This is a genomic window from Devosia sp. Root105, assembly GCF_001424865.1.
GTDB lineage: Bacteria > Pseudomonadota > Alphaproteobacteria > Rhizobiales > Devosiaceae > Devosia_A.
Window position 1 is genome coordinate 69880 of sequence record NZ_LMCR01000004.1, and the last position, 22520, is coordinate 92399.

Below are 22520 nucleotides of genomic sequence, written 5' to 3' on the forward strand. Positions count from 1 at the left end.
AAAACACTGGCCTAGCAGTCTGCGTCTCCCTCCCCCTTGCGGGGAGGGATTAAGGGTGGGGGTCAGCCCGCGCCGGCCTTTCAGTAAACCCCTCAAATCACCTCAAGATAATCCGGCCCCGGCAGCGCTTCGAACGGCGCCGTCGGCAGGGTCTGGTACCAGAACGCCACCGAGGCGATGTCGTCCTGCAGCGGCAGGTAGCGGCGGGTGTTGCGGTTTTCGGTGCGCCAGCCGAGCGCCTGGATGGTGACCTTCAAATCGCTCTCGAAGCGGATCGGGTCGCTCAGGTGCCAGCGATACATGCCGAAGCGGGTTTGGCTGCGATAGGTGCCGTCGGGCCGCAGCACCTGTGGCAGGCCGGCATAGGGGGTGGAGAACTCGCGATAGCGGCTGTCCATGGTGGCATCGACCACGCCGCCATCGAAATTATAGGCGCCGCAGAAATAGTCCTCGGTGCCGGTGCCGCAGATGGTGGGGAACTGCTTGTCCCCATCCATGAAGAACTTGATCTCGCCTTCACCCCACCAGCCGGAATTGTTCACCCCCCAGGCCATGTAGGTGCCGACATAGTGGCCCCGCCCCTTGATGCCATCGAGGATGGTGTAATCGGTGCCGTAGGGCAGGGGGTTGGTGCGACGGAACTTGGCGTGGAAATAGGCCGCGTCCTCGGGCACCTCGGTCAGGGTGTAGTTGATCTGGTAGTAGATGATGCCGAAATCGTCGGGGTCGGTGTTCTCGATCTCGATGCGCGCGGCCTTGCGGAACGGCATTTCCCAGTAGCAGTTGAAGGCGCGGCCGGGGTTGACGCAGACGGCGAGCGAGTTGATCTGGGCGAACTGGCCCCAGCCCATGCAGAAGAAATCGCCGAGCGGCGCCTCGACCGAGGGGTTCTCCTGATCGTCCCACCACATGCGGATGATGAGGCTCCGCCAGCGCAGGTTCGCCGTGGTCAGCCAGATCTGCTGGATGGCGCCCATGCCCTCGATATCGGCAAGGACGCGGGTTTCGCCCGGTTCGATCCGGATCGAGGGCGATACCTTCCAGCCCTGGCCATTGCCGTCGGGGCCGAGCCCCTTGGCGTGCACGGCGCCGGTGCCTTCGGTGGCCATGCCGCCCTTACCCTTCTCGCCGGTGAAATTCTCGGGCGAGATCGAGCGGGTCCTGGCCGGCGACAGCCGGTAGAGGTTCGAGAGGTTGACGCCAAGTCCGTTGAACGGCGTAGTCATTTTCATTGTCCCTGGAATGGATAGCGGAAATGGGGGATGCGCTCGGCAACCGGGGGTAGCGGATCGAACGGCTTGTGCGGCTCGGCCTGATACCAGAACGCCACCGACGAGATGTCGTCGGAGCGGCCATTGGCGTGGCCGTGCTCGATGCTGACCTTGATGCGCTCCTTGAAGATCAAGGGGTCCTCGATGTGCCAGCGATAGAGCGTCACCGGCTCGGTCCAGTTCGGGCCGCCGGCGGCGATGATGCCGTGATAGGGCGCCGAGTATTCTTCAGTGGGGCACCAGGCGGTGTTGAAATAATCCTCGGTGCCGGTGCCATGCAGGGTCGGCGGCCACTGGTCGTTGGCGCCAGGGGCGCTTTCCGGGCGCGGCTCGATCAGCGCGGCTTTCGAGCCGATGCGCGGATCGGGCTTGCGCACCGTGTCGGGCACCGAGAGGCCGGGGGCGCCGTCGATCCAGATCATGTCGTCGCCTTCGCCGTACCAATCCCAGGACCGCGACAGGCGCTGCGACTGGACCGAGAACAGCACGCCGACATAGTGGCCGTGGCCTTCGGCATCGAGGATCAGGTAGTTGCGCTTGCCGTCGACATTCTCGCCGCCGAACAGATGCTGCTCGTTGGTCTTGCCGGCCTCGCTGACTCCCGCCGGCCGATCCTGCCGATACTGGGCGTGGAAGCGCCCCATGCCGTCTTCGAGCCGATCGTGCAGCTCGAGATCGACATAGTAGTAGAACAGCAGGTCGACCTCGGACTCGTTGGTGATGGTGAGCCGCATCGAGCTGCCGAACGGCATCGGGAAGTAGCAGTTGAAAGCCTTGCCATCCTGAGGGCTCGCCTGCACCGGCAGCGAGGCGAAGTTCCTGGTTTTGGCGTGGCCCATGCCGAAGAAATCGCCGATCGGGGTCTCGACGCTCGGTTCGGTCTCGCCGTCCCAATAGGCGCGCAGCACGATCTTTCTCAGATAGTGGTCGGCCGACGAGGCGAGGGTGGCCCAGATATGGGTGATGATGCCGGCGCCCTGGTGCTCGGCGATCACGACGGTCTTCCCCGGTTCGATATGCAGCCGGTCATCATTGCCGCCGGTGCGGTCGTAGCTCGAAAAGCGCCGGCTCTGCGCCTCGCGCAGCTTGGCTAGTCCCCGTAGCGGCGAGAGGCCCGCATTGGTCATAGAGATCTCCTTGGGACCTATTTGAGGCCGCTGGTCTTGATCGAGTCCATGATCTGCTTCTGGAAGATCACGAACAGCACCAGCATCGGCACCGCGACGATGGTCGAGGCGGCCATGGTGTAGTTCCAGCTGGCGGCGTACTGGCTCTTGAAGTTGGCGATGGCCACCTGCACGACCCACAGGTTCTGGTCGGAGGCGACGGTGAGCGGCCAGAGGAACGAGTTCCAATTGGCGAGGAAGAACAGTATCGCCAGCGCCGCGATGATCGGCCGGCTCAAGGGCAGGATGACGCTGGTGTAGATGCGCCAATAGCCGGCGCCATCGATCACCGCGGCTTCCTCGAGCTCCTTGGGCAGCGACAGGTAGTATTGGCGGAGCAGGAATATGCCGAAGGCGTTGAAGATCGCCGGGACGATCAGCCCGGCATAGGAGTTCAGCATGCCCATCGAGCGCACCAGGATGAACAGCGGCACGATGATCACCGGCAGCGACACGAGGAAGGTCGAGAACATGGCGAGGAACACTGCCTCGCGGCCCGGGAACTTCAGCCGCGCCAGGGCGTAGCCGGCCATGGTGTGGAAGAACAAAGCCACCACCGTCACCACGGCGGAGATGATGAAGGTGTTGATCAGGTAGCGCCAGAACGGCACCTCGGTCAGCACGTAGATGAAGTTGTCGAGCACGGGTTTCGATGGAATGAGGTTCGACTTGAACACCTCGGTCGGGCCCTTGAAGGCGATCGACAGCATGTAGAGCAGCGGGAAGATCGCCATCACGGCGAGCACCACTGTCACCAGCATCCAGACCAGCCGGACGACATTGGCCTGCGAACGGGAAAGGCTTGCGCTACTCATAATCGAACCGTCCGCCCCGGGTGAGGAAGAAGAAGAACACCGTGACCACCATCAGCAGCACCACGAGGAGCGTCGCCAGCGCCGCGGCATAGCCGAAGGCGGAGTACTGGAAGGCCTGCTGGTAGATGTAGCTGATCAGGAGCGCCGTCGAATTGGCCGGCCCGCCCTTGGTCATCACGTAGATCAGGTCGAAGGCCTGCGCGCCGGTGATGGCGGCGACGGCCGAGACCAGCAGCACGAAGAAGCTGGTGGGGCGCAGCAAGGGCAGGGTGATGAACCAGAAGCTCTGCGTGGCGCTCGCGCCATCGATGCGCGCCGCCTCGTAATACTCCTTGGGGATGTCCTGCAGGCCGCCCAAAAAGATCAGCATGTAAAAGCCCATCAGGAACCACACCGCGGCGAGCGTCACGGTGAACAGGGCCAGGTTCGGGTCGCCGAGGAAAGAAATGCCGCCGAGCCCGATCGAGGCGGCGAAGCGGGTGAGGACGCCGAGCTTGTCGACCACCATCAGCTGCCAGACCAGGGCCACGACGACGAGGCTGACCATCTGCGGCGCGAAGAACATCGAGCGCATCACGGTGTTGAACTTGCTGGTGCGCTGCACCAGCAACGCCAGGCCCAGCCCGCTGACATAGAGCAGGGGCACCAGCATGAGGGTGAACTGCCCGGTGACGCGCAGCGACGACCAGAACAGCGGGTCACCCCACATCTTCAAGTAGTTGGCGAGCCCGACGAACTTGAAGCCGCCGAAGCCGTCGACCTCGAACACCGAGATGCCGAGCGCCAGGAGCATCGGCAGGCCGATGAACAGCATCAGGCCGATGGCGTCGGGCGCGACGAACAGCACGCCGGCAATGGCCTCGCGCTGCCTCGTGGTGAGCCGGATGGCAGCGGGCTTGTCGCCCGCCGCCGTAGTTGTGATCTCAGTCACTGGTCACTCCGAACACAGGATCATGTGGCTGTCGCCTCCCTCCCCCCGCGGCGCTACCGCGTCCGCTAGGAGGGGAGGGATTGAGGGAGGGGGTGGTTCAGTGATCACCGATGGACCCCCACCCCCCACCCCTCCCCTCAAGGGGAGGGGAGCGAAGCCGTCGTGGCTTCCCTTACAGGATCGGTGCGCCCGAGTAAGACGCGAGGAAGGCGTCGAGCTGCTGGCTGGCGGCGGTGGCCGTTGCCTGCGGGTCGGCGCCGCCGAGCTGGCTCTGCTGGATGGCGTCGGAGATGATCTTGTAGACCTCCGGCGGCACCCGCGGCTCGGCCCGGGTTCCCGGATGGATCTGGGTGCCGAAGATCCCCATATTGCCCTTGTTGAAGGCATCGCCACCGGCAGCCAGCGCCGAGTTGCGCGGCGGCATGTCGGACTTCGCCACCGTGCACCAATCGACCACGCGCTGCACCGAATCCGGCGCCATCGAGGCCAGCGCCCAGGCGATGAACTTTGCCGCGGCTTCCGGGTTCTTGCCCTTGGAATTGGCGACGAAGGCCCAGCCGCCACCGACCGTGACGTACTTGCCGCCAGTCGGTACCGGCAGCTTGAAGATGCCGTAGGGAACGTCGGGGGCGTTGTTGTCCATCGCCGAGATGCCCCAGATGCCGACATTCTGCATGGCGCAGTAGCCGGAGCCGAGGTTGGCGACGATATCGCCGCCGCCACCGCCGAGCATCTGGCGCGGCGCGGCGCCGGAATTGACCGCATCCTGCCAGAGCTTCAGCGCTGCGACGGTTGCCGGCGAGTCGAAGGCGGACTTGCCTTCAGCCGACTGGAATTCGCCGCCGCCCTGCCACATGAAGGGGTACCAGGTGAAGTTCTGGTAGTAGCCCGGGTTGGTCTCGAACAGCACGCCATAGCGCTCTGCCGTGGTCAGTTTCTTCCCCACTTCGAGCAACTGGTCCCAGGTGGTGGGCACATCGTTCTCGTTGAGCCCGGCCTCCTCGAACGCCTTGACCGAGTAGTAGAAGGCCATCGGCTCGACTTCCATCGGCACGCCGAAGATCTTGCCGTCGACCATGCGGTTGGCGATGACGCTTTCGGGGAAATCGGCGCGGGCCGCTTCCTCGATTGCCGGGGTCAGGTCCTGCAGCACGCCGCCATTGTAGTAGCGCAGGAAATCGCCGGGCGAGATGATGAAGATATCCGGCCCCTGGCCCGAGGCGAACGAGGTCGCGAGCTTGGTGCCGCCGATATATTCGGAGCCCACCACATATTCGAGCGCGACCTGCTCGGATTGGGTGGCGTTCCAATCGGCCACCATCTTCACGAACCAGTCGACTTGTGGCTTCACATCGCCGCCGGGGGCATAGAACTGCCAGAAGCTGAGCGTGTTGTCCTGAGCGAACGCCTTGCCGGCGAACGGCAGGGCAAGGCCGGCAGCGCCCAGTGCGGCGCCGCCCTTGAGGATGGACCGGCGGGACCATCCCGACGGCATGTTGGACGTAAGAGTCATCTCACTCCTCCCTGGAGCTTTGGTGTTGTCGTCCGGGACGCGGCCACCTCCCCCGAAACGGCCGCGCTTGGTTATTCTTCGTCCGGCTAGGCCGACTCGAAGGTGCGCAGCGCACAGGGGATGACCTCGGTGCGCGGCGGGCCGTCGAACTTGCCGTTGAGGCGGTCGAGCAGCATTTCAACGGCGCGCCGAGCCAGCGCGCCTGGGTTTTCGCCGGCTCGGGTGAGGTTGGGCCTCACATATTCGAGCTGCGGCAGGTCGCCGAAAATGGCGACGGCAATATCGTCGGGGACGCGGACGCCCTGGTCGTGGAACTCGGCCAGCGCACCCATCGCCATCAGGTAATTGCCAATGAACACGGCGCTCGGCTTGTCCTCGCCGCTCAGTTGCGCGATCCACTGCGCTGCCTCGCGACCGGAGGGCGGCAGGTAGGTGCCGGTGTAGCGCTGGGCCTTCTTGACCTTGACCTTGTGGTCCCTGAGGGCCTGTTCGAAGCCATCGGCGCGGGCCATGGCGGACTCGAAATTCTCAGGCCCGGTGATCTGCACCACCGTCTTGTGCCCGCGTTCGGCAAAGTGCTTGCCGACCATGTAGCCGCCGCCGTAATCGTCGACTTTGACGCTGTCGACGGCGTGGCTGGCGAGCTGGCCGATGAACACCGTCGGGGTGTCGAGCTTCAAGAGCTCCTCGTTGATGCCGTGCAGGGCGAAATCGCCGACCAGCAGGCCATCGACGCGCTTCTTGTTGAGCTGGCGCAGGTAATCGCGGCCATGCGTCTGCCAGTTTCCGCCCGGCACGTCGGTATTGTAGATCAGCGCGTCGAGCCCGGCCTCCTCGAGTGCCGCCTGCGCCGCCTTCACCATCTCGGTGTAGAACGGGTTGCCGATATCGGGGATCAGCATGGCGATCAGGTTGGTGCGCCCCGTCCGCAAACTCTTGGCCTGCGGATTGGGCGAATAGCCGAGCTCATCGATCGCCGCCTGCACCTTTTCGCGCAGCGGCTTCGACACCCGATTGGCGTGGTTGATCACATGCGAGACCGTGGTCCGCGACACGCCTGCCCGTTCGGCAACCTTTGAGATCGTGCTCATGGCGGCAACGGCTAGCACCAAACGAAAGACGCATGCAAATGGATTTGTGAATGCATTTGCAAATCCATTCACAGCTGTTACGTTCGCTCTCGCCAGAAGACGGGGACAACCCCGCGATGGGAGAAATACCTGAACGATCACAATGGTTTAATCAGCGCACTCTGAAGTCGGACGCCAGTTTTCGGCGGTTTTCCGGGTGCGGATGGCTTTTCAACAGCGGACGCGGTGAAAAACCCGCGATCCAGCGCCGGCGAAGCTTTGTCGAAACGCCGGACAGAGGAGGGACGAGATGAAGAAATTACTGGCGGCTCTGCTGCTCACGGCCGGGCTGGTATCGCCTGCGCTGGCCCAGTCCGATGAAGCGGGCAAGCTGCGGCTGATGACCTTTGGCGGCGAAGCGCAGCTCAAATCGACGCAGGACGCGGTGACCCGCTTCAACGCCAAATACCCCAATGTCGAGGTCGAGATCGGCGTCGATGCAGTGGGTGGCGGCTGGGGCGATTTCGTGTCGCGCGTCTTGCAGCAATACAATGCCGGCGAGCAGTATGATGTCTACCATACGGCGGTGGAGACGCTGCAGAGCTTTGCGGCGCGCGACCTGTTCATTCCGCTCGACGACTATATCGCGACCGGCGACTTCTCCGACTTCGACGCCAAGCTGTTCGACCTGACCAAGTACAAGGGGAAGACCTACTTCATCCCCTCGACCTGGAACAACATCATGACGAACTACAACCGGGCGCTGTTCGCTGAGGCCGGTATCGAAGCGCCCAGCAAGACCTGGACGTGGGACGAGTTCGCCGCCATCGCCGAAAAGCTGACCAAGCGCGACACCAACGGCAATGTCACCCAGTTCGGCTACGAGGTGCCGGCCTTCTTCTTCGGGCTGATGCCGTGGTTCCTCTCCAACGGCACCTCGCCGGTGACCGCGGATTGGTCGGCCTCCAACATGAAGGACCCCAAGGTCGCCGAGACGCTGCAGTTCCTCTACGACCTGATCCACGTCAAGAAGGTGTCGCCGGTGCCGGGGCAGGAGGGCGTCGAGAACCAGTTCTTCGCCGGCCAGATCGCCATGATCTCGCGGGGTCACTGGATCGTGCAGAACGCCATCTCGTCAAAGCTCGACATGGATATCGCCACCCAGCCGGGCAAGGTGAGCAACGACACCGTCATCGGCTTCGGCGCCTATGGCATTTCGTCCAAGGCGCAGAACCCGGAACTGGCCAAGGCGCTGGTCACGGAACTCCTGAGCTACGAGACGCAGGTGGCTGAAGGCGATCTGGGCGGCGCCGTGCCGGGCCGCAAGTCGGCGGCCGAGACCGAGAATTTCCTGAAGTTCCCGCCGTCGGCGCCGCTCTACTACGAGACGCTGCCGACCACCCATGCGGTGCCGTCGCCCGCCAATTTCCAGGAAGTCGACCAGATTTTCATGCGGTATTTCAACGCCATCATGACCGACGAAATGACCATTCCTGATGCCGTCGCCAAGGCGGACCAGGAACTGACCCGCTCGTTCGAGCGCATCAAGCGCGTCACCCAGTAGTCCTCCCCCGGACTGCCCGCGCCGAACCCTCGGGTCCGGCGCGGGCACTTTCACCTGAGCGCTCCAGTTTTCTCCGGCCCGAGATGGTTATGGCGAAGCGACGACTATCCGATCTCCGCAAGGCGCAGATGCAGGCGGGCTACATCTTCGTGTTGCCCTCGATCCTGCTCTACGCGGCGTTCGTGCTGGCGCCGGTGGCCATCACCATCATCCTCAGCTTCACCTATTACGACATCAGCTTCGGCGCCGACTGGGTGGGGTTCGAGAATTATGTGCGCTTCCTCACCGAGCCGCGCTCGCTCGAGATCTTCTGGAACACGCTGCGCTTCGCTTTCCTCGCGGTGAGCTTCAACGTCGCGGTCGGGCTGATCCTGGCGCTGGCGCTGAACCGGGCGATGCCGAAATTCCTGCTCTACTTCTTCCGCCTCGCCTTCTTTTTGCCGGTGATCATCTCGGCGGCGTTCGTCGCGGTGGTGTGGAGCTATTTCTACAGCGTCGATTTCGGCGTCATAAACTACTATCTCGGCCAGATCGGCCTGCCGCAGGTGCCGTGGCTGTCATCGTCGAAATTCGCGATGACCTCGATCGTCATCATGGATGTGTGGAAGAACACCGGTTTCTTCATGATCATCCTGATCGCGGCGCTGCAGGGCGTGCCGAGGCCAATCATGGATGCCGCCTCGATGGATGGCGCCTCCGCCTGGCGCCGCTTCAGCCGCATCACGCTGCCGTTCATCTCGCCGGTGCTGTTCTTCTGCATCGTCTTCGCCTCGATCGGCGCGCTGCAGGTGTTCGAGTCGATCATGATCCTGACCGGCGGCGGCCCCGGGGATTCCACCCGCTCGCTGTCGATCTACCTGGTCGACGAGGCGTTCGGCAGCTTCGAGCTCGGCTACGCCGCGGCGGTCAGCGTCATCATGATGATCCTCGTCCTCATCATCACCATCATCCAGATCATCGGCTCGCGCCGCTGGGTGCGGGAGTAGGCCATGCAAACCAGATCCATGCAGACGCGCGAAGCCAAGAAGTGGGTCGATAGCGCCATCATCGCGGTGCTGCTGCTGATGGGCATCCTGATGCTGATGCCGTTCTTCTGGCTGTTCTCGATGTCGTTCCGGCCGGCGCCGGAAGCCTACAAGATGCCGCCGAGCTTCTTTCCGCCCAGCTTTGATCTGAGCAACTACCAGACGGTGCTCGAGTCCTCGGTGCCGTTCCTCAAGATCTACTGGAACAGCCTTTACGTTGCGGTGCTGGTGACCATCGGCCAGCTCATCACCTGCACGCTCGCCGCCTTCGCTTATGCGCGGCTGAGGTTCCCCGGTCGCGACAGCCTGTTCTTCGTCATGCTGATCGGGCTGATGTTCCCGGCGCAGGTGACGATCCTGCCGATCTATCTCGGCTACGCCAAGCTCGGGCTGCTCAACAACCCGCTCGGCCTCGTGCTGATGGGCCTGACCTCGAGCTTCGGGGTGTTCATGCTGCGCCAGTTCCTGCGCTCGCAACCCAAGGAGCTCGAGGAAGCGGCGCTGATGGATGGCGCCGGCTACTTCAAGATCTTCTGGCGTATCTCGCTGCCGCAGCTGATGCCGGCGCTCGGCGCCCTTGCCATCATCACCTTCACCGGCGCCTGGAACTCCTATTTCCAGCCGCGGGCCCTGATCGAGTCGCAGGCGGCGATGACCCTGCCGATCGCGATGGATCTGCTGCGCGGCTACATGAGCCAGGGAAACCTGTCGGTGGTCATGGCTGCGATGAGCATGGCCATCCTCCCCGTCGTCCTCCTCTTCCTCGTCGCCCAGAAGATGGTGATCGAGGGCGTCACGTTCTCAGGCATCCGGGCCTGACCCATGGATTTTCAGATGACCAAGACCGATCCGCGTTTCATCTACGAAGGCGACCGTACCCGCCACATCGCTTTCCCGCTCGGCGGCATCGGCGCCGGCGGGCTGGCGCTGTCGGGCAGCGGGCGGCTGGTCGACTGGTCGATCCGCAACCGGCCGGGGCTGCAGAGTTTCAACGGCTATAGCCACTTCGCCATCAAGGCCGAGGCAGGGGGCGAACTGCTCGATGCCCGGGTGCTCAACGGCCCCTATGAGGGACTGCCCACCGGCTCGCCGACGACGCGGAAATTCTTCGACGGTTTCGGTTGGGGCGCCAACCGCAACACGCTGGCGGGCGTGCCGCATTTCGAGGCGACGACCTTTACCGGCACTTTCCCGGTGGCTGAGGTGGCGTTCCATGATGCGAGCTTTCCGGGGCAGGTGAAGCTCACCGCCTGGAGCCCGTTCATCCCGACCAACGAGCGCGATTCCTCGCTGCCGGCGGCGATGTTCGAGATCGAGGTGACCAATACCGGCCCGGTGCCGGTCGACTACACCATCGGCGGGACGCTGGGGAACCATGGCTGCCAGAACGGCCGGCACAGCTATGCCGAGGCAGGCGGGGTGAAATCACTGCTGCTGACTGCCGCCGATGAGCTGCCGGATTGGCAGACGGGCGACGTCTCGATTGCCACCGACGCCGGGGATGTCGACCACCTCGACTACCATTTCCGCGGCCAGTGGTTCGACGATCTCAACCTGTTCTGGCGCGAGTTCGCGAGGGCAGGCCGGCTGCCCGAGCGGCACTACGACAAGCCGCGGCTCAACCGCAACATGTTCGACCAGCCCGAACACGGCACGCTCGCCGCCCGGATCAGCGTGGCGCCGGGCGAGACGAAGACCGTGCGCTTCGCCATCGCCTGGCACTTTCCGGTCGGCCAGGTCTATTGGCGGCCGGGGCAGGTGAATGGCGAGACCGGAACCTGGCGCAACTATTATGCCAGCCAGTGGGCGAACTCCGGCGCGGTGCTCGCCGAAGCGTTCGCGCGCTGGGACGAGCTACGCGCCCCGACCTTCGCCTTCCGCGATACGCTGTTCGGCACCAGCCTGCCGGTCGACATCATCGATGCGGTGCAGGGCACCATGAGCATCCTCCGCACCGCCACGGTAATGCGGCTCGAAAACGGTGAGCTCTGGGCCTGGGAGGGCCAGTTCACCAATGAGGGCAGTTGCGAAGGCTCGTGCACCCACGTCTGGAACTACCAGCAGACGCTGCCCTACCTGTTTCCCGGACTCGAGCGCACGCTGCGCGAGACCGACTACACCTATAACCAGCTGCCCAATGGCGGGCTGACCTTCCGGCAGATCATCCCGCTCGGCTCGGCCTTTTTCCCGCTCAACCCCTGCGCCGACGGCCAGTTCGGCTCGATCATCAAGACCTTTCGCGATTGGAAGATCTCCGGCGATACGGAGTGGCTGAAGCGCTACTGGCCCAAGGTGAAGGCGGCGCTCGAATATGCCTGGTCGGCCGACAATCCGGACCAGTGGGATCCGGAACGCACCGGGATCCTGTGGGGGCGACAGCACCATACGCTCGACATGGAACTGTTCGGCCCGAACTCGTGGCTCTCGACCATGTATGTCGCGGCGTTGAAGGCCGGCGCCGAGATGGGGCGCGCTGCAGGCGATGCGGCATTTGCTGCCGAGCTCGAGCGGATGGGGCAGGCGGGGGCCGACTATCTCAACGCCGAGCTGTTCAACGGCGACTACTTCATCCAGAAGACCGACCTGGGCGACAAGGCGCTGATCGAAAAGTTCGATCACGCCAGCGGCAAGGTCGGGGTGATCGCCGACGGTTTCATGGAGACCTACTGGTCGGACGAGTACGGCCAGATGAAGTACCAGTTCAACGATGGCTGTGCGACCGACCAGATCCTCGGCCAGTGGCACGCCGATCTCGCCGGGCTCGGCAGCTTCCTCGACCCCGAAAAGGTGAAGACGGCGCTCGCCTCGGCCTATCGCCACAACTATCGCGCTGACCTCAAGGGCCACTTCAACCCCTGCCGGGTCTATGCCTATGAGGATGAAGGCGGCGTGCTGATCGCCACCTGGCCCGAAGGCACCACCAAGCCGGCGGTGCCGGCGCCCTATTCGGAAGAGGTGTGGACCGGGCTCGAATATATGCTCGCTTCACACCTGATCTTCCGCGGATTGACCGACGAAGGGCTCGCGATCGTCCGCACGGCGCGCGCCCGGCATGACGGGTATCGCCGCAACCCGTGGAACGAGATCGAGTGCGGCAGCTACTACGCCCGCTCGATGTCGAGTTTCGCGCTGGTCAATGCCTGGTCGGGCCTCAGCTACGATCTCACCAAGGGCGAGATCGGCTTTGCGCCGAAGGCTGAGGGTGATGGCAGCTGGTTCTGGTCGGTGGGCGAGGGCTGGGGCGTCGTCAGCCGCAGCGGCAACCGCGTCCGCCTCGAGGTCCGCTATGGCAGCCTCGATCTCACCGCGCTTTCCTTTGCCGGCACCAGTGCCCGCATCGACCGCAAGCTCGGCGCCGGCGACGCCGCAGACCTGACAATCGGAGGCTGAGCATGGCGCAACTTGAGCTGAGACAGGTTCGGAAAAGCTTCCAGACGCTCGAAGTCATTCACGGCATCGACCTTACCGTCGAGGATGGCAGCTTCACGGTGTTCGTCGGACCCTCGGGCTGCGGCAAATCCACTTTGCTGCGGATGATCTCGGGGCTCGAGGAGACCTCGGGTGGAGAGATCTGGCTCGACGGCGTGCGCTGCGACCACCTGCTGCCCTCGGCGCGCGGCATGGCCATGGTGTTCCAGTCCTATGCGCTCTACCCGCATATGAGCGTCGAGGAGAACCTGCGCTTCGGGCTCGAGAACCAGAAGCTCGCGAAGCCCGAGATCGCCACCCGCGTCGACAAGGCGGCGGAGATCCTCCAGATCAAGCACCTGTTGAAGCGCCGGCCCAACCAGCTATCGGGCGGGCAGAGCCAGCGCGTCGCCATCGGCCGGGCCATCGTCAAGGAACCGAAGGTGTTCCTGTTCGATGAACCGCTGTCGAACCTCGACGCGGAACTGCGGGTGAAGATGCGCTCGGAGATTTCGGCGCTGCACCGCCGGCTCGGCACCACCATGATCTACGTCACACATGACCAGGTCGAGGCCATGACCATGGCCGACCGCATCGTGGTGCTGCGCGAAGGGGTGATCGAGCAGGCCGGCGCGCCGATCGAGCTCTATGCCCGGCCACGCAACCAGTTTGTCGCGGGGTTCCTAGGCGCGCCGCAGATGAACTTCTTTTCCGGCAACGTCACCGAGGCGGGCGAACGGCTCGGCGTGGCGCTCAGCGCAGGCGGTCCCACACTCAACCTCGCCCGCCGTGAGGGCGCGGCGAAGCTGGGCGACGCGGTGACCATCGGCATCCGCCCCGAACACCTGATCCTCGCCGCCAACGGCCCGCTGGCGGTGCAACTGGTCTCGACCGAAGTGCTCGGCGCGGAGACGGTGCTGCACGGCAAGACCGCCGGCGGCGAGAGCGTCACCGCCACCATGCGCGGCATCCTCGCAACCAGCCGTGGCGACACGCTGCGCTTCGAGATTGCCGATGCCTTCACCCATGTGTTCGACGCCAATGGGCTGACCCTGCAGCCGACCCGCGCCTGGACCGACGATTACATGAAGAAGATCGCCTGATGCTTACCTCGACAAAAGGCCCCCTCACCCGGCGCTGCGCGCCGACCTCTCCCCCCAGGGAGAGGTGGTCGTGGGGCGCGATCGTGCCGCAGCTTCACCTCTCCCTCTGGGGGAGAGGTCGCCGCGGAGCGGCGGGTGAGGGGGCCTTGGCCGCGGCGCTGGCAATACTCCTCGCCATTACCCCAACCCTTGCCGCCGATTACAGCGTCACCTCCGAAAAAGTGAAGGCCCTGACCGGGCCCAATGCGCCGGCGCCGATGAAGGGCCCGGATATCTGCGGCACCGATCTTGGCACCATGGCCGAGATCGGCGGCAAGATCGTCCTCGCCTTTGGCGATACCTTCGGCTGGAACGAGAATGCCTGCATCCGCTTCGGACCGAACTGGCGCTCCAATGTGGTCGCCTTCACCTCGGACCTCGATGCTTCGGACGGCATCGTCATCGATGACTGGGTGACCGACACGGACGGCAAGGCGGTGGAGATCGCCAAGGGGGCGCACCAGGATGCGTTCAAGGGCGAGCAGACCAAGATCCCGACCGCCATGGTGACGGTCGGCGATACGCTGTACCTCCACTACATGTCGGTGAATGGCTTCTCCTCGATGGGTGGGGTGTGGCTCTGCAGCTGGTCGCGCTTCATCTCGTCCACCGATGGCGGCAAGACCTGGAGCCCGGGGCCGGACGAATTCGGCAGCTTCAAATCGAGCTTCAACATGCTGGCGCTTTCGGCCCAGCCGGGCGCCGGCAACGAGGACGGCAAGTATGTCTATGCCGTGGGCACCCCATGTGGCCGCTTTGCCGGCGCGCGGGTGGCGCGCGTCGCCGCCGACAAGCTGCTCGACACCAGGGCCTGGGAGTATTTCGACGGCAGCGGCTGGGTCAGCGACCGCGCCCAGGCTGCCGAAGTGATCAGGCCGGGCGCCGGCGAGGGCTCGCTGGTGTGGAACCCAGGGATAAAACTCTGGATGTACACGACGCTCAACGAGCTCTCGGAGGCGATCGAGCTGCGCTTCGCCGAGCGGCCGGAAGGGCCGTGGTCGGCGCCCGAGGTGCTGGCGCGCGGCTCCGACTATGCCCAGGCCTACGGCGCCTACATGACGCCGTCGTGGATTTCCGAGGATGGGCTCAGCTTCTGGTTCGTGATGAGCCAGTTCGGGCCGTACAACACCTACGTGATGAAGGCGACGCTAACGCCGGATCAGTAAAACTACCGGACTCTGCGCAGTCCTGTTGGGTCAAGTCGTTAACTCCGGGCCGCGTAGCCTTGGCCCACCATTGTACCCAGGCTGATCCATGCAGAAGCGTGGCGGGCCGTCGCCCACCGACAAGAAGTCGAGCCTCAGACTTGTTGCCGTTGCGTGGCCCTTCATTGCCATCATTGTCACGCAGGCCATCCTCGCCACCTTCAGTTTGCAGATGGTGACCTCGCTGCGCTCCTATGTGACCGGCGAGAGCATGTGGTCGAAGGGCCAGCATGACGCGATCTACTTTCTCAGCCGCTACATCGATACCACCCAATCGAGCTACCTCGAGCGTCACCGGCAGGCGCTCAGCGCGCCGCTGGGCGACCATGAAGCCCGTCTTGCGCTCGAGGCCAACCCGCCGGACCTGGCGGCGGCGGCGGACGGGTTCCGGCGCGGCGGCAACCACCCGGACGACATTCCCGGGCTGATTTGGCTGTTCCAGAACTTCTCCTGGTTCAGCTACATGAGCGCCGCCATCGAGGACTGGCGCAACGCCGAGACGACGCTGTTCCAGATGGAAGACCTGGCCGACGAGATGGCACGGGCAGCGTTGGTGCAGCCCTGGCAGCGCCGCGAATGGGCGGAGCGGCTTGATGCCATCAACGACCAGGTGACGCCGCTGACTCATGCGTTCTCCAACTCGCTGGGGCAGGGGACGCGCTTTGTTCAGGCGGGCCTGCTCATTGCCAACCTCGCCATCGCGGCATTGTTCGTGGCGTTGACGCTGTGGCGGCTCAACAGCTTCCTCAGGCATCGGCGCAACATCGAGCACGAACTCTCCTGGCGGGCCTCGCACGATGCGCTGACCAAGCTGCCCAACCGCGCCAGTTTCGAGCGAGCAGTCGAACAGGCGATCGCCGACAGCTCGGCCACGGCGCTGCTGTTCGTCGATCTCGATCAGTTCAAGGTGGTCAACGATTCCGGCGGGCACGCGGCCGGCGACGAGCTGCTGTGCATGCTGGCCGAACGCCTGCCGGCGATCCTCGGGCCTGGCGTCATGCTGGCGCGCCTCGGCGGCGATGAGTTCGGCGTGCTGCTCAACACCGGCTCGGTCGACGAGGCGCTGATCACCGCGCATCAGCTGCGCACCACGCTGAGCCAGATGCCGTTCGTGTGGAACGACCAGCATTTCACCGTCAGCGCCAGCGTCGGCTTCGTGCGGCTCGACCGCAGCGTCGGCAGCCTCGCGACAGCGCTGCGGGCTGCCGATATTGCCTGCTACATGGCCAAGGAGAAGGGCCGCAACCGCGTGCATGTCTACTCGCCCGACGACGCTGAGCAGGCCGAGATGGCCGGCAATATCGGCTGGGTGCGGCGGCTGCAGCGGGCGCTCGACGAAGACAGTTTCGTGCTCTATGCGCAGGAGATCGTGCCGCTGGCCCGCGACGGCGCGGGCGAGCATTGCGAGATCCTGGTCCGCCTCGCCGATCGCGGCGAACTGATCGGTCCGGGCCGCTTCATTCCGGCCGCCGAGCGCTTCGGGCTGATGCCGCTGCTCGATCGCTGGGTGGTGCGCCACGCCCTCGAGACCATCGCCACCCGCATTGCGCTCGAGCCCAAGCCGCATCGGCGCACCTATGCGATCAATATCAGCGCCCCGGCCATCGGCGACGAAACCTTCCTGCCGTTCCTGAAGCAGCAGTTCCAAACGACCGGGGTGCCGCCCGAACTGATCTGCTTCGAGATCACCGAGACCAGCGCCGTCGCCAATCTCGACCGTGCCGCGGCGTTTATCACGGCGCTCCGGGGGATCGGGTGCAAGTTCGCGCTCGACGATTTCGGCGCCGGCATGTCGTCGTTCCACTACCTCAAACGCCTGCCGGTGGATTTCCTGAAGATCGATGGCGGCTACGTCAAAGGCATGCTGCACGATCGTACCGACCGCGCAGTGGTCGAAACCATCAACCACCTGGGCCATGTCAGCGGCATCAAGACGGTGGCCGAGTTCGTCGAAACGGCGGAGGTGCTCGCCGCGCTCGAGGCGATCGGGGTCGATTACGCGCAGGGGTACTTCATGGGGATCCCCGGGCCGTTCGTGGCTGAGGTGGCGACGGGGATGGAGCGGTTGTCGGCTTAGGTGTTGGGCCAGACTGCTGCGCTGGAGCGGGCTGACCCCCACCCCTGTCCCCTCCCCCTAAGAATGGGGAGGGAGACCAAAACACCAGCTTCCCAGCAAGCGTCTCCCTCCCCTTGTTTAGGGGGAGGGGACAGGGGTGGGGGTCAGCCCACACCAGCCTGTCGGCCAATCACACCGGCACCGGCGCCCCGGCATCGATCAACCCCGCCGCCTTGAGCTCCGCCCAAAACCCTGCCGGGATCGCTTCCTGCAAATACCCGATATTGCTTGTCACTTCCTCCGGCCTCGCCCCGCCGGGGATGACCGAGACCACTGCGGGGTGCGCCAGCGGGAATTGCAGCGCTGCGGCCTGCAGCGACACGCCATGCGTCAAGCACACCGCCTGGATGCGCCGCACCTTGTCCTGCACTTCGTCGGACGCGATGCCGTAGCCGTAGCGGGCATTGGGGCCGGGGCCGGTGGCGAGGATGCCAGAGGCATAGGGGGCGCCGATGATCACCGAGATGTTGTGCTCGAGGCAGCGCTTCAAGCCGGTGCCGAGCGCCGACTGGTCGAGCAGGGTGTAGGGCATGGCGACGATGGAGAAATCGAGCGGTACCTGTGAGGCGAAACTGAGCAGCGACGGGGCGGCGTTGAGCCCCATGCCGATGGCCTTGATCTGGCCCGAGGCCTTCAGCTCCTCGAGCGCCTTGATGCCGCTGCGCACCATGTCTTCCATGCGCGGCCCATCGGGGTTGCTGCCGAGCGAGGCTTCAGGATCGTGGATCAACAGCGCATCGACGCTGTCGAGGCCGAGCCGCAACAGGCTCTGCTCATAGGAACGCATCACCCCGTCATAGGAATAGTCCCAGACGATCTCCATGTTCAGCCCGCCGCCCCACGGCGTGCGGTCGAAGGTCTTGGGGTCGGCGGGGCGCCGGAAGTAGCGACCGACCTTGGTGGTCAGGAGGAACTCAGCGCGCGGCTGGTCGATGAGGAAATCGCCGACCCGATGCTCGCTGAGGCCGCGGCCGTAGAACGGGGCGCTGTCGAAATAGCGCACCCCGCCATCCCAGGCGGCCTTCAGCGTCGCATGTGCGGTCTCGCCGGAAACACGGTGGTACATGCCGCCCAGATGTGCGGCGCCGAACCCCATGGGCGGCAGTTCGAGGGCGGTGGAGCCGACGCGATGCCGGTCGGTGAGTTTGATGGACATGGTCGTGGCAATCGGTTGGGGACGAAAATCAGGGGACAGTAGCGGTGATCGAATGGTTGGGCGGCCGGAACACCGAGGCGACGTCGTCGCTCGCCGAGACCGGCGCGTCGCGATAGAGGAAGCAGGTGGCGAGCCGTTCGCTGTCGGGCACGTATTTGGGCGGCAGGTTGTCCCAGCACATCTCCATGACATGCGGGCAGCGCGGCGCGAACTTGCAGCCGGGGTTGGCGCGCGCCGCCGAAGCTTCCGACACGGGGATCTCCTCGCCGCCCCAGGCCTTACTCAGGTCGGGCAGCGGGATCGAGGAGACCAAGAGCTGCGAGTAGGGGTGCTTGGGCGCCCCGATCACCCGCTCCACCGCGCCGGCCTCCGAGACGTTGCCGCGATAGAGGATCAGGATGTTGTCGCAGATCTGGAAGGCGGTGGTCAGGTCGTGCGTGATGTAGACGATTGAGATGCCGAGCTCGCGGTTCAGTGTCTTCAGCTCGTCGAGAATGGTGGCGCGCAGCGACGCATCGACCATCGAGACCGGCTCGTCGGCGACGATCAGCCGGGGCCTGAGCAGCACGGCGCGGGCCACCATGATGCGCTGGCGCTGGCCACCCGACAGCTCGTGCGGGAAGCGGCCGAGTGTATCCTGCGGCCGCAAACCGACGCGCTTCAGCGCGTCCTCGATCATGGCGCGGGCCTTCGCCTGAGTGTCGGCGAGCTTGTAGCGTTTCACCGGGGTCTCGAGCACGTGGTCGATCCGGTAGAACGGGTTGAAGACGTCGAACGGATCCTGGAACACCGGCTGCACCTCGCGACGGAACTGCCGCTGCTCGGCGCCGGTCATCTTGGCCACATCCTTGCCCTGGTACAGCACCTGGCCATGCGATGGGTTGATGAAGCCCAGCATCATCCGCGCCAAGGTGGTCTTGCCGCTGCCGCTTTCGCCGGCCACGGCGGTCATCGACGGGCTGGTGTCGGACAGCGACAGGGTGACGTCGTTGAGCGCGGTGAAGGCGCCATAGGTTTTGGTGACGCCACGCATTTCAATGAGTGCGGTCACGGGCGGAGCTCCTGGTGGGCACGTGTCATCGGCGGCAGCGGCGGTAGCGCCGCATGTTCCGGATAGAGGTGGCAGGCGGCGCTCTGGCTGGGCGCCACCTGCTGCAGCAGCGGCGTCTCGCGTACGCAGCGATCGAAGGCGAGCGGGCAGCGCGGGTTGAAGCTGCAGCCGGGCGGCAGGTCGACGAGCGGCGGCGGCAGGCCCGGGATGCCGGTGAGCTCGCGCTTCACCTCGATGCCGGGGAGGCTATCGACCAGCAACCTTGTATATGGGTGCTTGGGGCTCTCGATCATCTGCCGGACCGGGCCGATCTCGACAAGCTTGCCTGCATACATCACGCCCACCGTATCGGCGAACTGGGCGATCAACCCCATGTCATGGCCGATCAGCACTACGGCGGCGCCGAGCCCATCCTGCAGGCGGCCGAGCGTCTGCATCACCTGGCGCTGCACCACCACGTCGAGGGCGCTGGTGGGTTCGTCCGCGACGATCACCTTGGGCGCGAGCGAAGTGGCGATGGCCATGGCGGCACGCTGCTTCATGCCGCCCGAGAGTTCATGCGGATAGCGGCGCGCTATTTCCGGGGCGAGGCCGACATTCTTCAACAGTTCCTGCACCCGGGCGTCGAGCTCGGCGCGCCGCATCCCCGGCTTGTGGGCGACGATGGCGTCGATCATCTGCTCTTCGAGCCGCATCACCGGGTTGAGCGAACTCATCGCCCCCTGCGGGATCAGCGCGATGTCGCGCAGCCGGGTCTCGCGCAACTCTTTCACGCTCATCTTCAGAATGTCGCGGCCATCGAGCTTGACCGAGCCGCCGGCGATGCGGCCGGGCGGCCGGGTCAGGCGCATCAGCGCCGTCGCCATGGTGGTCTTGCCCGAACCGCTCTCGCCGATCAGCCCGAGCCGCTCGCCGGGCCGGAGCGAGAACGACACGTCGTTCACGGCCTTGGCCGGACCCTTGCCGGTGTCGTAGTGGACGTTCAGTTCCTCGACGACGAGGATGGGTTTGGCGTCTTGAGCGACAGACATCAGCGCCTCGCCAGCTTGGGGTTGGCAAAGCGGTCGAAGCCGACGGAGGTCAGGAACAGACCGATGAAGATCGCGGCGATCACCACGATCGGCGGCCCCCACCACCACCAGTAGCCGCGCAGCACCGCCGAGGATTGCTGGCTCCAGTAGATGGTATTGCCCAGCGTCATCTCGTCGAGCGCGCCGAGGCCCAGCGCCTCGAGGCCGATGACGGCGAGGATCGAGCCAGACACGGTGCCGACGAAGCTCGCGACGATATAGGGCATCAGGTTGGGCATTATCTCGGTGAAGAGGATTTCCCACTGGCTCTCGCCATTGACCCGCGCCACCTCGACATAGGATTTCTCGCGGATGGTGAGCACCTGCGCGCGCACCGTGCGGGTAGTGAACATCCAGCCGAGCGAGGCGACCACCAGCGCCATCACCAACGTGGTCATGCGGTCGATATTGCCGGCGATGATGACGAGGATGGCGATGGCCGGCACGGTCAGCAGCGCATCAGAGATCACCCGGATCACCGCGTCGATGATGCCGCCGAAATGCCCGGCGATCAGCCCGAGCGCCGTGCCGAAGCCGACGCCGATAAAGCCGGCGATCAGCCCCATCTTCAGCGTGTTGGGGGTGGCGTAGATCAGGAGGGTCCACATGTCGCGGCCCTGCGAATCCGTGCCGAGGAAATACTCGGGGCCGGGGGGCTTGCGTGGCCGCACCGCGCCGACCTGGGCGTTCACCGCATCGACGAAGAACGGACCGATGGCGCTGAACAAGAGGATCGCGGCAAGAATGCCGAGGCCGAGCAGCAGCACGCCGCTGATCCGGCCCTGTTCGTAGTTACGGCGAAGGGAGCTGAGAAGGTTCATCGCCGGATCCTCGGGTCAAGCAGGGGGTAGATCAGGTCAACGAGGAACAGCAGCACCGCCAGGGAGACGATGAGCATCAGCACCACGCCCTGGATGACGAAGTAATCCTGTCCGCGGATCGCCACGTAGAGGAGCGAGCCGAGCCCCGGATAGTTGAAGATCACCTCGACCAGCACGGCGCCGGAAACCACCGAACCGAGCGACAAAGCCAGCGCGGTGACCTGCGCCAAGAGCGCGTTGCGCATGCCGTACCAGACGAAAATCCGGTTCGGGTGGAGGCCCTTGGCCTCGGCGAAGGTGATGTAATCCTCGCCCAGGACCGAGACCATCTGGCTGCGCATGCCGAGGGCCCAGAAGCCGACGTTGCCGAGGATAATGGCAAGGCAGGGCAGGAACGCGTGCCTCAGGATATCCTCGGTGGTGGCCCAGTCGAGGCGCATGATGCGGGTGGTGTCGACGCCGCCGGCGGGCGGGAACCACTTCAGCACCACGGCGAAGAAATAGATCAGGATGATCGCCAGGAGGTAGAACGGGATCGAGGTGAGGATCATCATCAGCGGCACGATCGACTTGATGGTGCGCCCCGAGCGCGGCCAGGCGAGCCGTGCGCCCAGGAGCGAACCGACGCTGAAGGCGATCAAGGTGGCCACGGCCAGCAGCGTCACCGACCAGGGCAGCGCATTGCCGATCATGGTCGAGACTTTTTCGGGGAAGTTGGCGAACGACACGCCGAGATCGAGCCGGAACAGGTCGAGCCAGTAGTTGAGATATTGCTCGAGGATCGGCGCATCGAGCCCGTATTTGGCGCGATAAGCGGCCGAGACCGCCTGGATATCGACGTTCTGCGCGCCGCCGGTCGCCTGCAGCCGGGCCAGGGCCGTCTGTACGGGGTCGCCGGGAAGCAGGCGCGGAATGATGAAGTTGATGCTCACCGCAACGAAGACGATCAGCAGCAGCTGGCCGAAACGGGTGAGCAGGTAGCGGACGAGTTCGCGGCTCATCGGGACACCTCGATCGTGGCTTTCCCCTCATCCGGCGCTACGCGCCACCTTCTCCCCGACGGGGATAAGAATCCGGAGAGTGCCGTGGCCCCCACTTTTCCTCTCCCCGCCGGGGAGAGGGTGGATCGGCCGAAGGCCGAGACGGGTGAGGGGTTTAGCCACCGACCTATCCTACCGGTGGGTGGGGCAACGCTT

General features: G+C 64.8%; 18 protein-coding genes. 7 read left to right on the plus strand and 11 right to left on the minus strand.

Annotated elements, in window-relative coordinates:
• Positions 1-92 precede the first annotated feature (92 nt).
• The 6 genes from ASC68_RS07055 to ASC68_RS07080 all read right to left on the minus strand — a co-directional run bounded on the left by ASC68_RS07055 (position 93) and on the right by ASC68_RS07080 (position 6787).
• Positions 93-1226: a glycoside hydrolase family 172 protein gene (locus tag ASC68_RS07055; protein WP_055876957.1), complete on the minus strand. Its 1134-nt coding sequence runs from the start codon at positions 1224-1226 to the stop codon at positions 93-95.
• 2 nt (positions 1227-1228) lie between these two features.
• The gene (locus tag ASC68_RS07060) at positions 1229-2398 is read right to left on the minus strand and encodes a glycoside hydrolase family 172 protein (RefSeq protein ID WP_055876959.1); all 1170 of its coding nucleotides are present in this window, start codon (positions 2396-2398) and stop codon (positions 1229-1231) included.
• A gap of 17 nt (positions 2399-2415) precedes the next feature.
• Positions 2416-3252, minus strand: coding sequence for a carbohydrate ABC transporter permease (locus ASC68_RS07065; protein ID WP_055876962.1), 837 nt, complete (start codon positions 3250-3252; stop codon positions 2416-2418).
• Positions 3245-4183 carry a sugar ABC transporter permease gene (locus ASC68_RS07070; protein ID WP_055876965.1) on the minus strand — a complete coding sequence of 313 codons (939 nt, stop codon included), beginning with the start codon at positions 4181-4183 and terminating at the stop codon, positions 3245-3247. Before ASC68_RS07070 ends, ASC68_RS07065 begins: the two co-directional genes overlap by 8 nt.
• A 172-nt stretch (positions 4184-4355) precedes the next feature.
• Complete coding sequence (locus ASC68_RS07075; RefSeq protein ID WP_055876968.1) at positions 4356-5696, minus strand: sugar ABC transporter substrate-binding protein; 1341 nt, start codon at positions 5694-5696, stop codon at positions 4356-4358.
• Positions 5697-5782: 86 nt separating this feature from the next.
• Positions 5783-6787 carry a LacI family DNA-binding transcriptional regulator gene (locus ASC68_RS07080; protein ID WP_055876970.1) on the minus strand — a complete coding sequence of 335 codons (1005 nt, stop codon included), beginning with the start codon at positions 6785-6787 and terminating at the stop codon, positions 5783-5785.
• A gap of 289 nt (positions 6788-7076) precedes the next feature.
• Between ASC68_RS07080 and ASC68_RS07085 the strand changes: the two genes are divergently transcribed.
• The 7 genes from ASC68_RS07085 (at position 7077) to ASC68_RS07115 (ending at position 17187) form a co-directional block, all read left to right on the plus strand.
• The gene (locus tag ASC68_RS07085) at positions 7077-8330 is read left to right on the plus strand and encodes a sugar ABC transporter substrate-binding protein (protein WP_055876975.1); all 1254 of its coding nucleotides are present in this window, start codon (positions 7077-7079) and stop codon (positions 8328-8330) included.
• A gap of 89 nt (positions 8331-8419) precedes the next feature.
• Complete coding sequence (locus tag ASC68_RS07090; RefSeq protein ID WP_248310505.1) at positions 8420-9316, plus strand: sugar ABC transporter permease; 897 nt, start codon at positions 8420-8422, stop codon at positions 9314-9316.
• 3 nt (positions 9317-9319) lie between these two features.
• On the plus strand, positions 9320-10174 hold the full coding sequence (locus tag ASC68_RS07095) for a carbohydrate ABC transporter permease (RefSeq protein WP_248310506.1): 855 nt from the start codon (positions 9320-9322) through the stop codon (positions 10172-10174).
• 15 nt (positions 10175-10189) lie between these two features.
• On the plus strand, positions 10190-12745 hold the full coding sequence (locus tag ASC68_RS07100; protein WP_248310507.1) for a GH116 family glycosyl-hydrolase: 2556 nt from the start codon (positions 10190-10192) through the stop codon (positions 12743-12745).
• Positions 12746-12747: 2 nt separating this feature from the next.
• Complete coding sequence (gene ugpC, locus ASC68_RS07105) at positions 12748-13866, plus strand: sn-glycerol-3-phosphate ABC transporter ATP-binding protein UgpC (RefSeq protein WP_055876986.1); 1119 nt, start codon at positions 12748-12750, stop codon at positions 13864-13866.
• A 146-nt stretch (positions 13867-14012) separates the two neighbouring features.
• Positions 14013-15071 (plus strand): DUF4185 domain-containing protein, encoded by a 1059-nt coding sequence (locus ASC68_RS07110; RefSeq protein ID WP_055876989.1) that lies wholly within the window; start codon positions 14013-14015, stop codon positions 15069-15071.
• 88 nt (positions 15072-15159) lie between these two features.
• Positions 15160-17187 (plus strand): EAL domain-containing protein, encoded by a 2028-nt coding sequence (locus ASC68_RS07115; RefSeq protein ID WP_055876992.1) that lies wholly within the window; start codon positions 15160-15162, stop codon positions 17185-17187.
• A gap of 169 nt (positions 17188-17356) precedes the next feature.
• Here the strand turns inward: ASC68_RS07115 and ASC68_RS07120 are convergent, their stop codons facing one another.
• Genes ASC68_RS07120 through ASC68_RS07140 form a run of 5 tightly spaced genes read right to left on the minus strand, consistent with a single transcriptional unit; the run spans position 17357 to position 22325 of the window.
• Positions 17357-18382 carry an aldo/keto reductase gene (locus ASC68_RS07120; protein WP_055876995.1) on the minus strand — a complete coding sequence of 342 codons (1026 nt, stop codon included), beginning with the start codon at positions 18380-18382 and terminating at the stop codon, positions 17357-17359.
• Between the two features lie 28 nt (positions 18383-18410).
• Entirely contained in the window at positions 18411-19433 is a 1023-nt protein-coding gene (locus ASC68_RS07125; protein ID WP_197421110.1) for an ABC transporter ATP-binding protein, read from the minus strand.
• On the minus strand, positions 19430-20464 hold the full coding sequence (locus tag ASC68_RS07130; protein ID WP_197421112.1) for an ABC transporter ATP-binding protein: 1035 nt from the start codon (positions 20462-20464) through the stop codon (positions 19430-19432). The genes ASC68_RS07125 and ASC68_RS07130 overlap by 4 nt, the downstream gene beginning before the upstream one ends.
• Positions 20464-21324 (minus strand): ABC transporter permease, encoded by an 861-nt coding sequence (locus ASC68_RS07135; protein ID WP_055876996.1) that lies wholly within the window; start codon positions 21322-21324, stop codon positions 20464-20466. The genes ASC68_RS07130 and ASC68_RS07135 overlap by 1 nt, the downstream gene beginning before the upstream one ends.
• The gene (locus ASC68_RS07140) at positions 21321-22325 is read right to left on the minus strand and encodes an ABC transporter permease (RefSeq protein WP_055876999.1); all 1005 of its coding nucleotides are present in this window, start codon (positions 22323-22325) and stop codon (positions 21321-21323) included. Before ASC68_RS07140 ends, ASC68_RS07135 begins: the two co-directional genes overlap by 4 nt.
• Between the last annotated feature and the right edge of the window lie 195 nt (positions 22326-22520).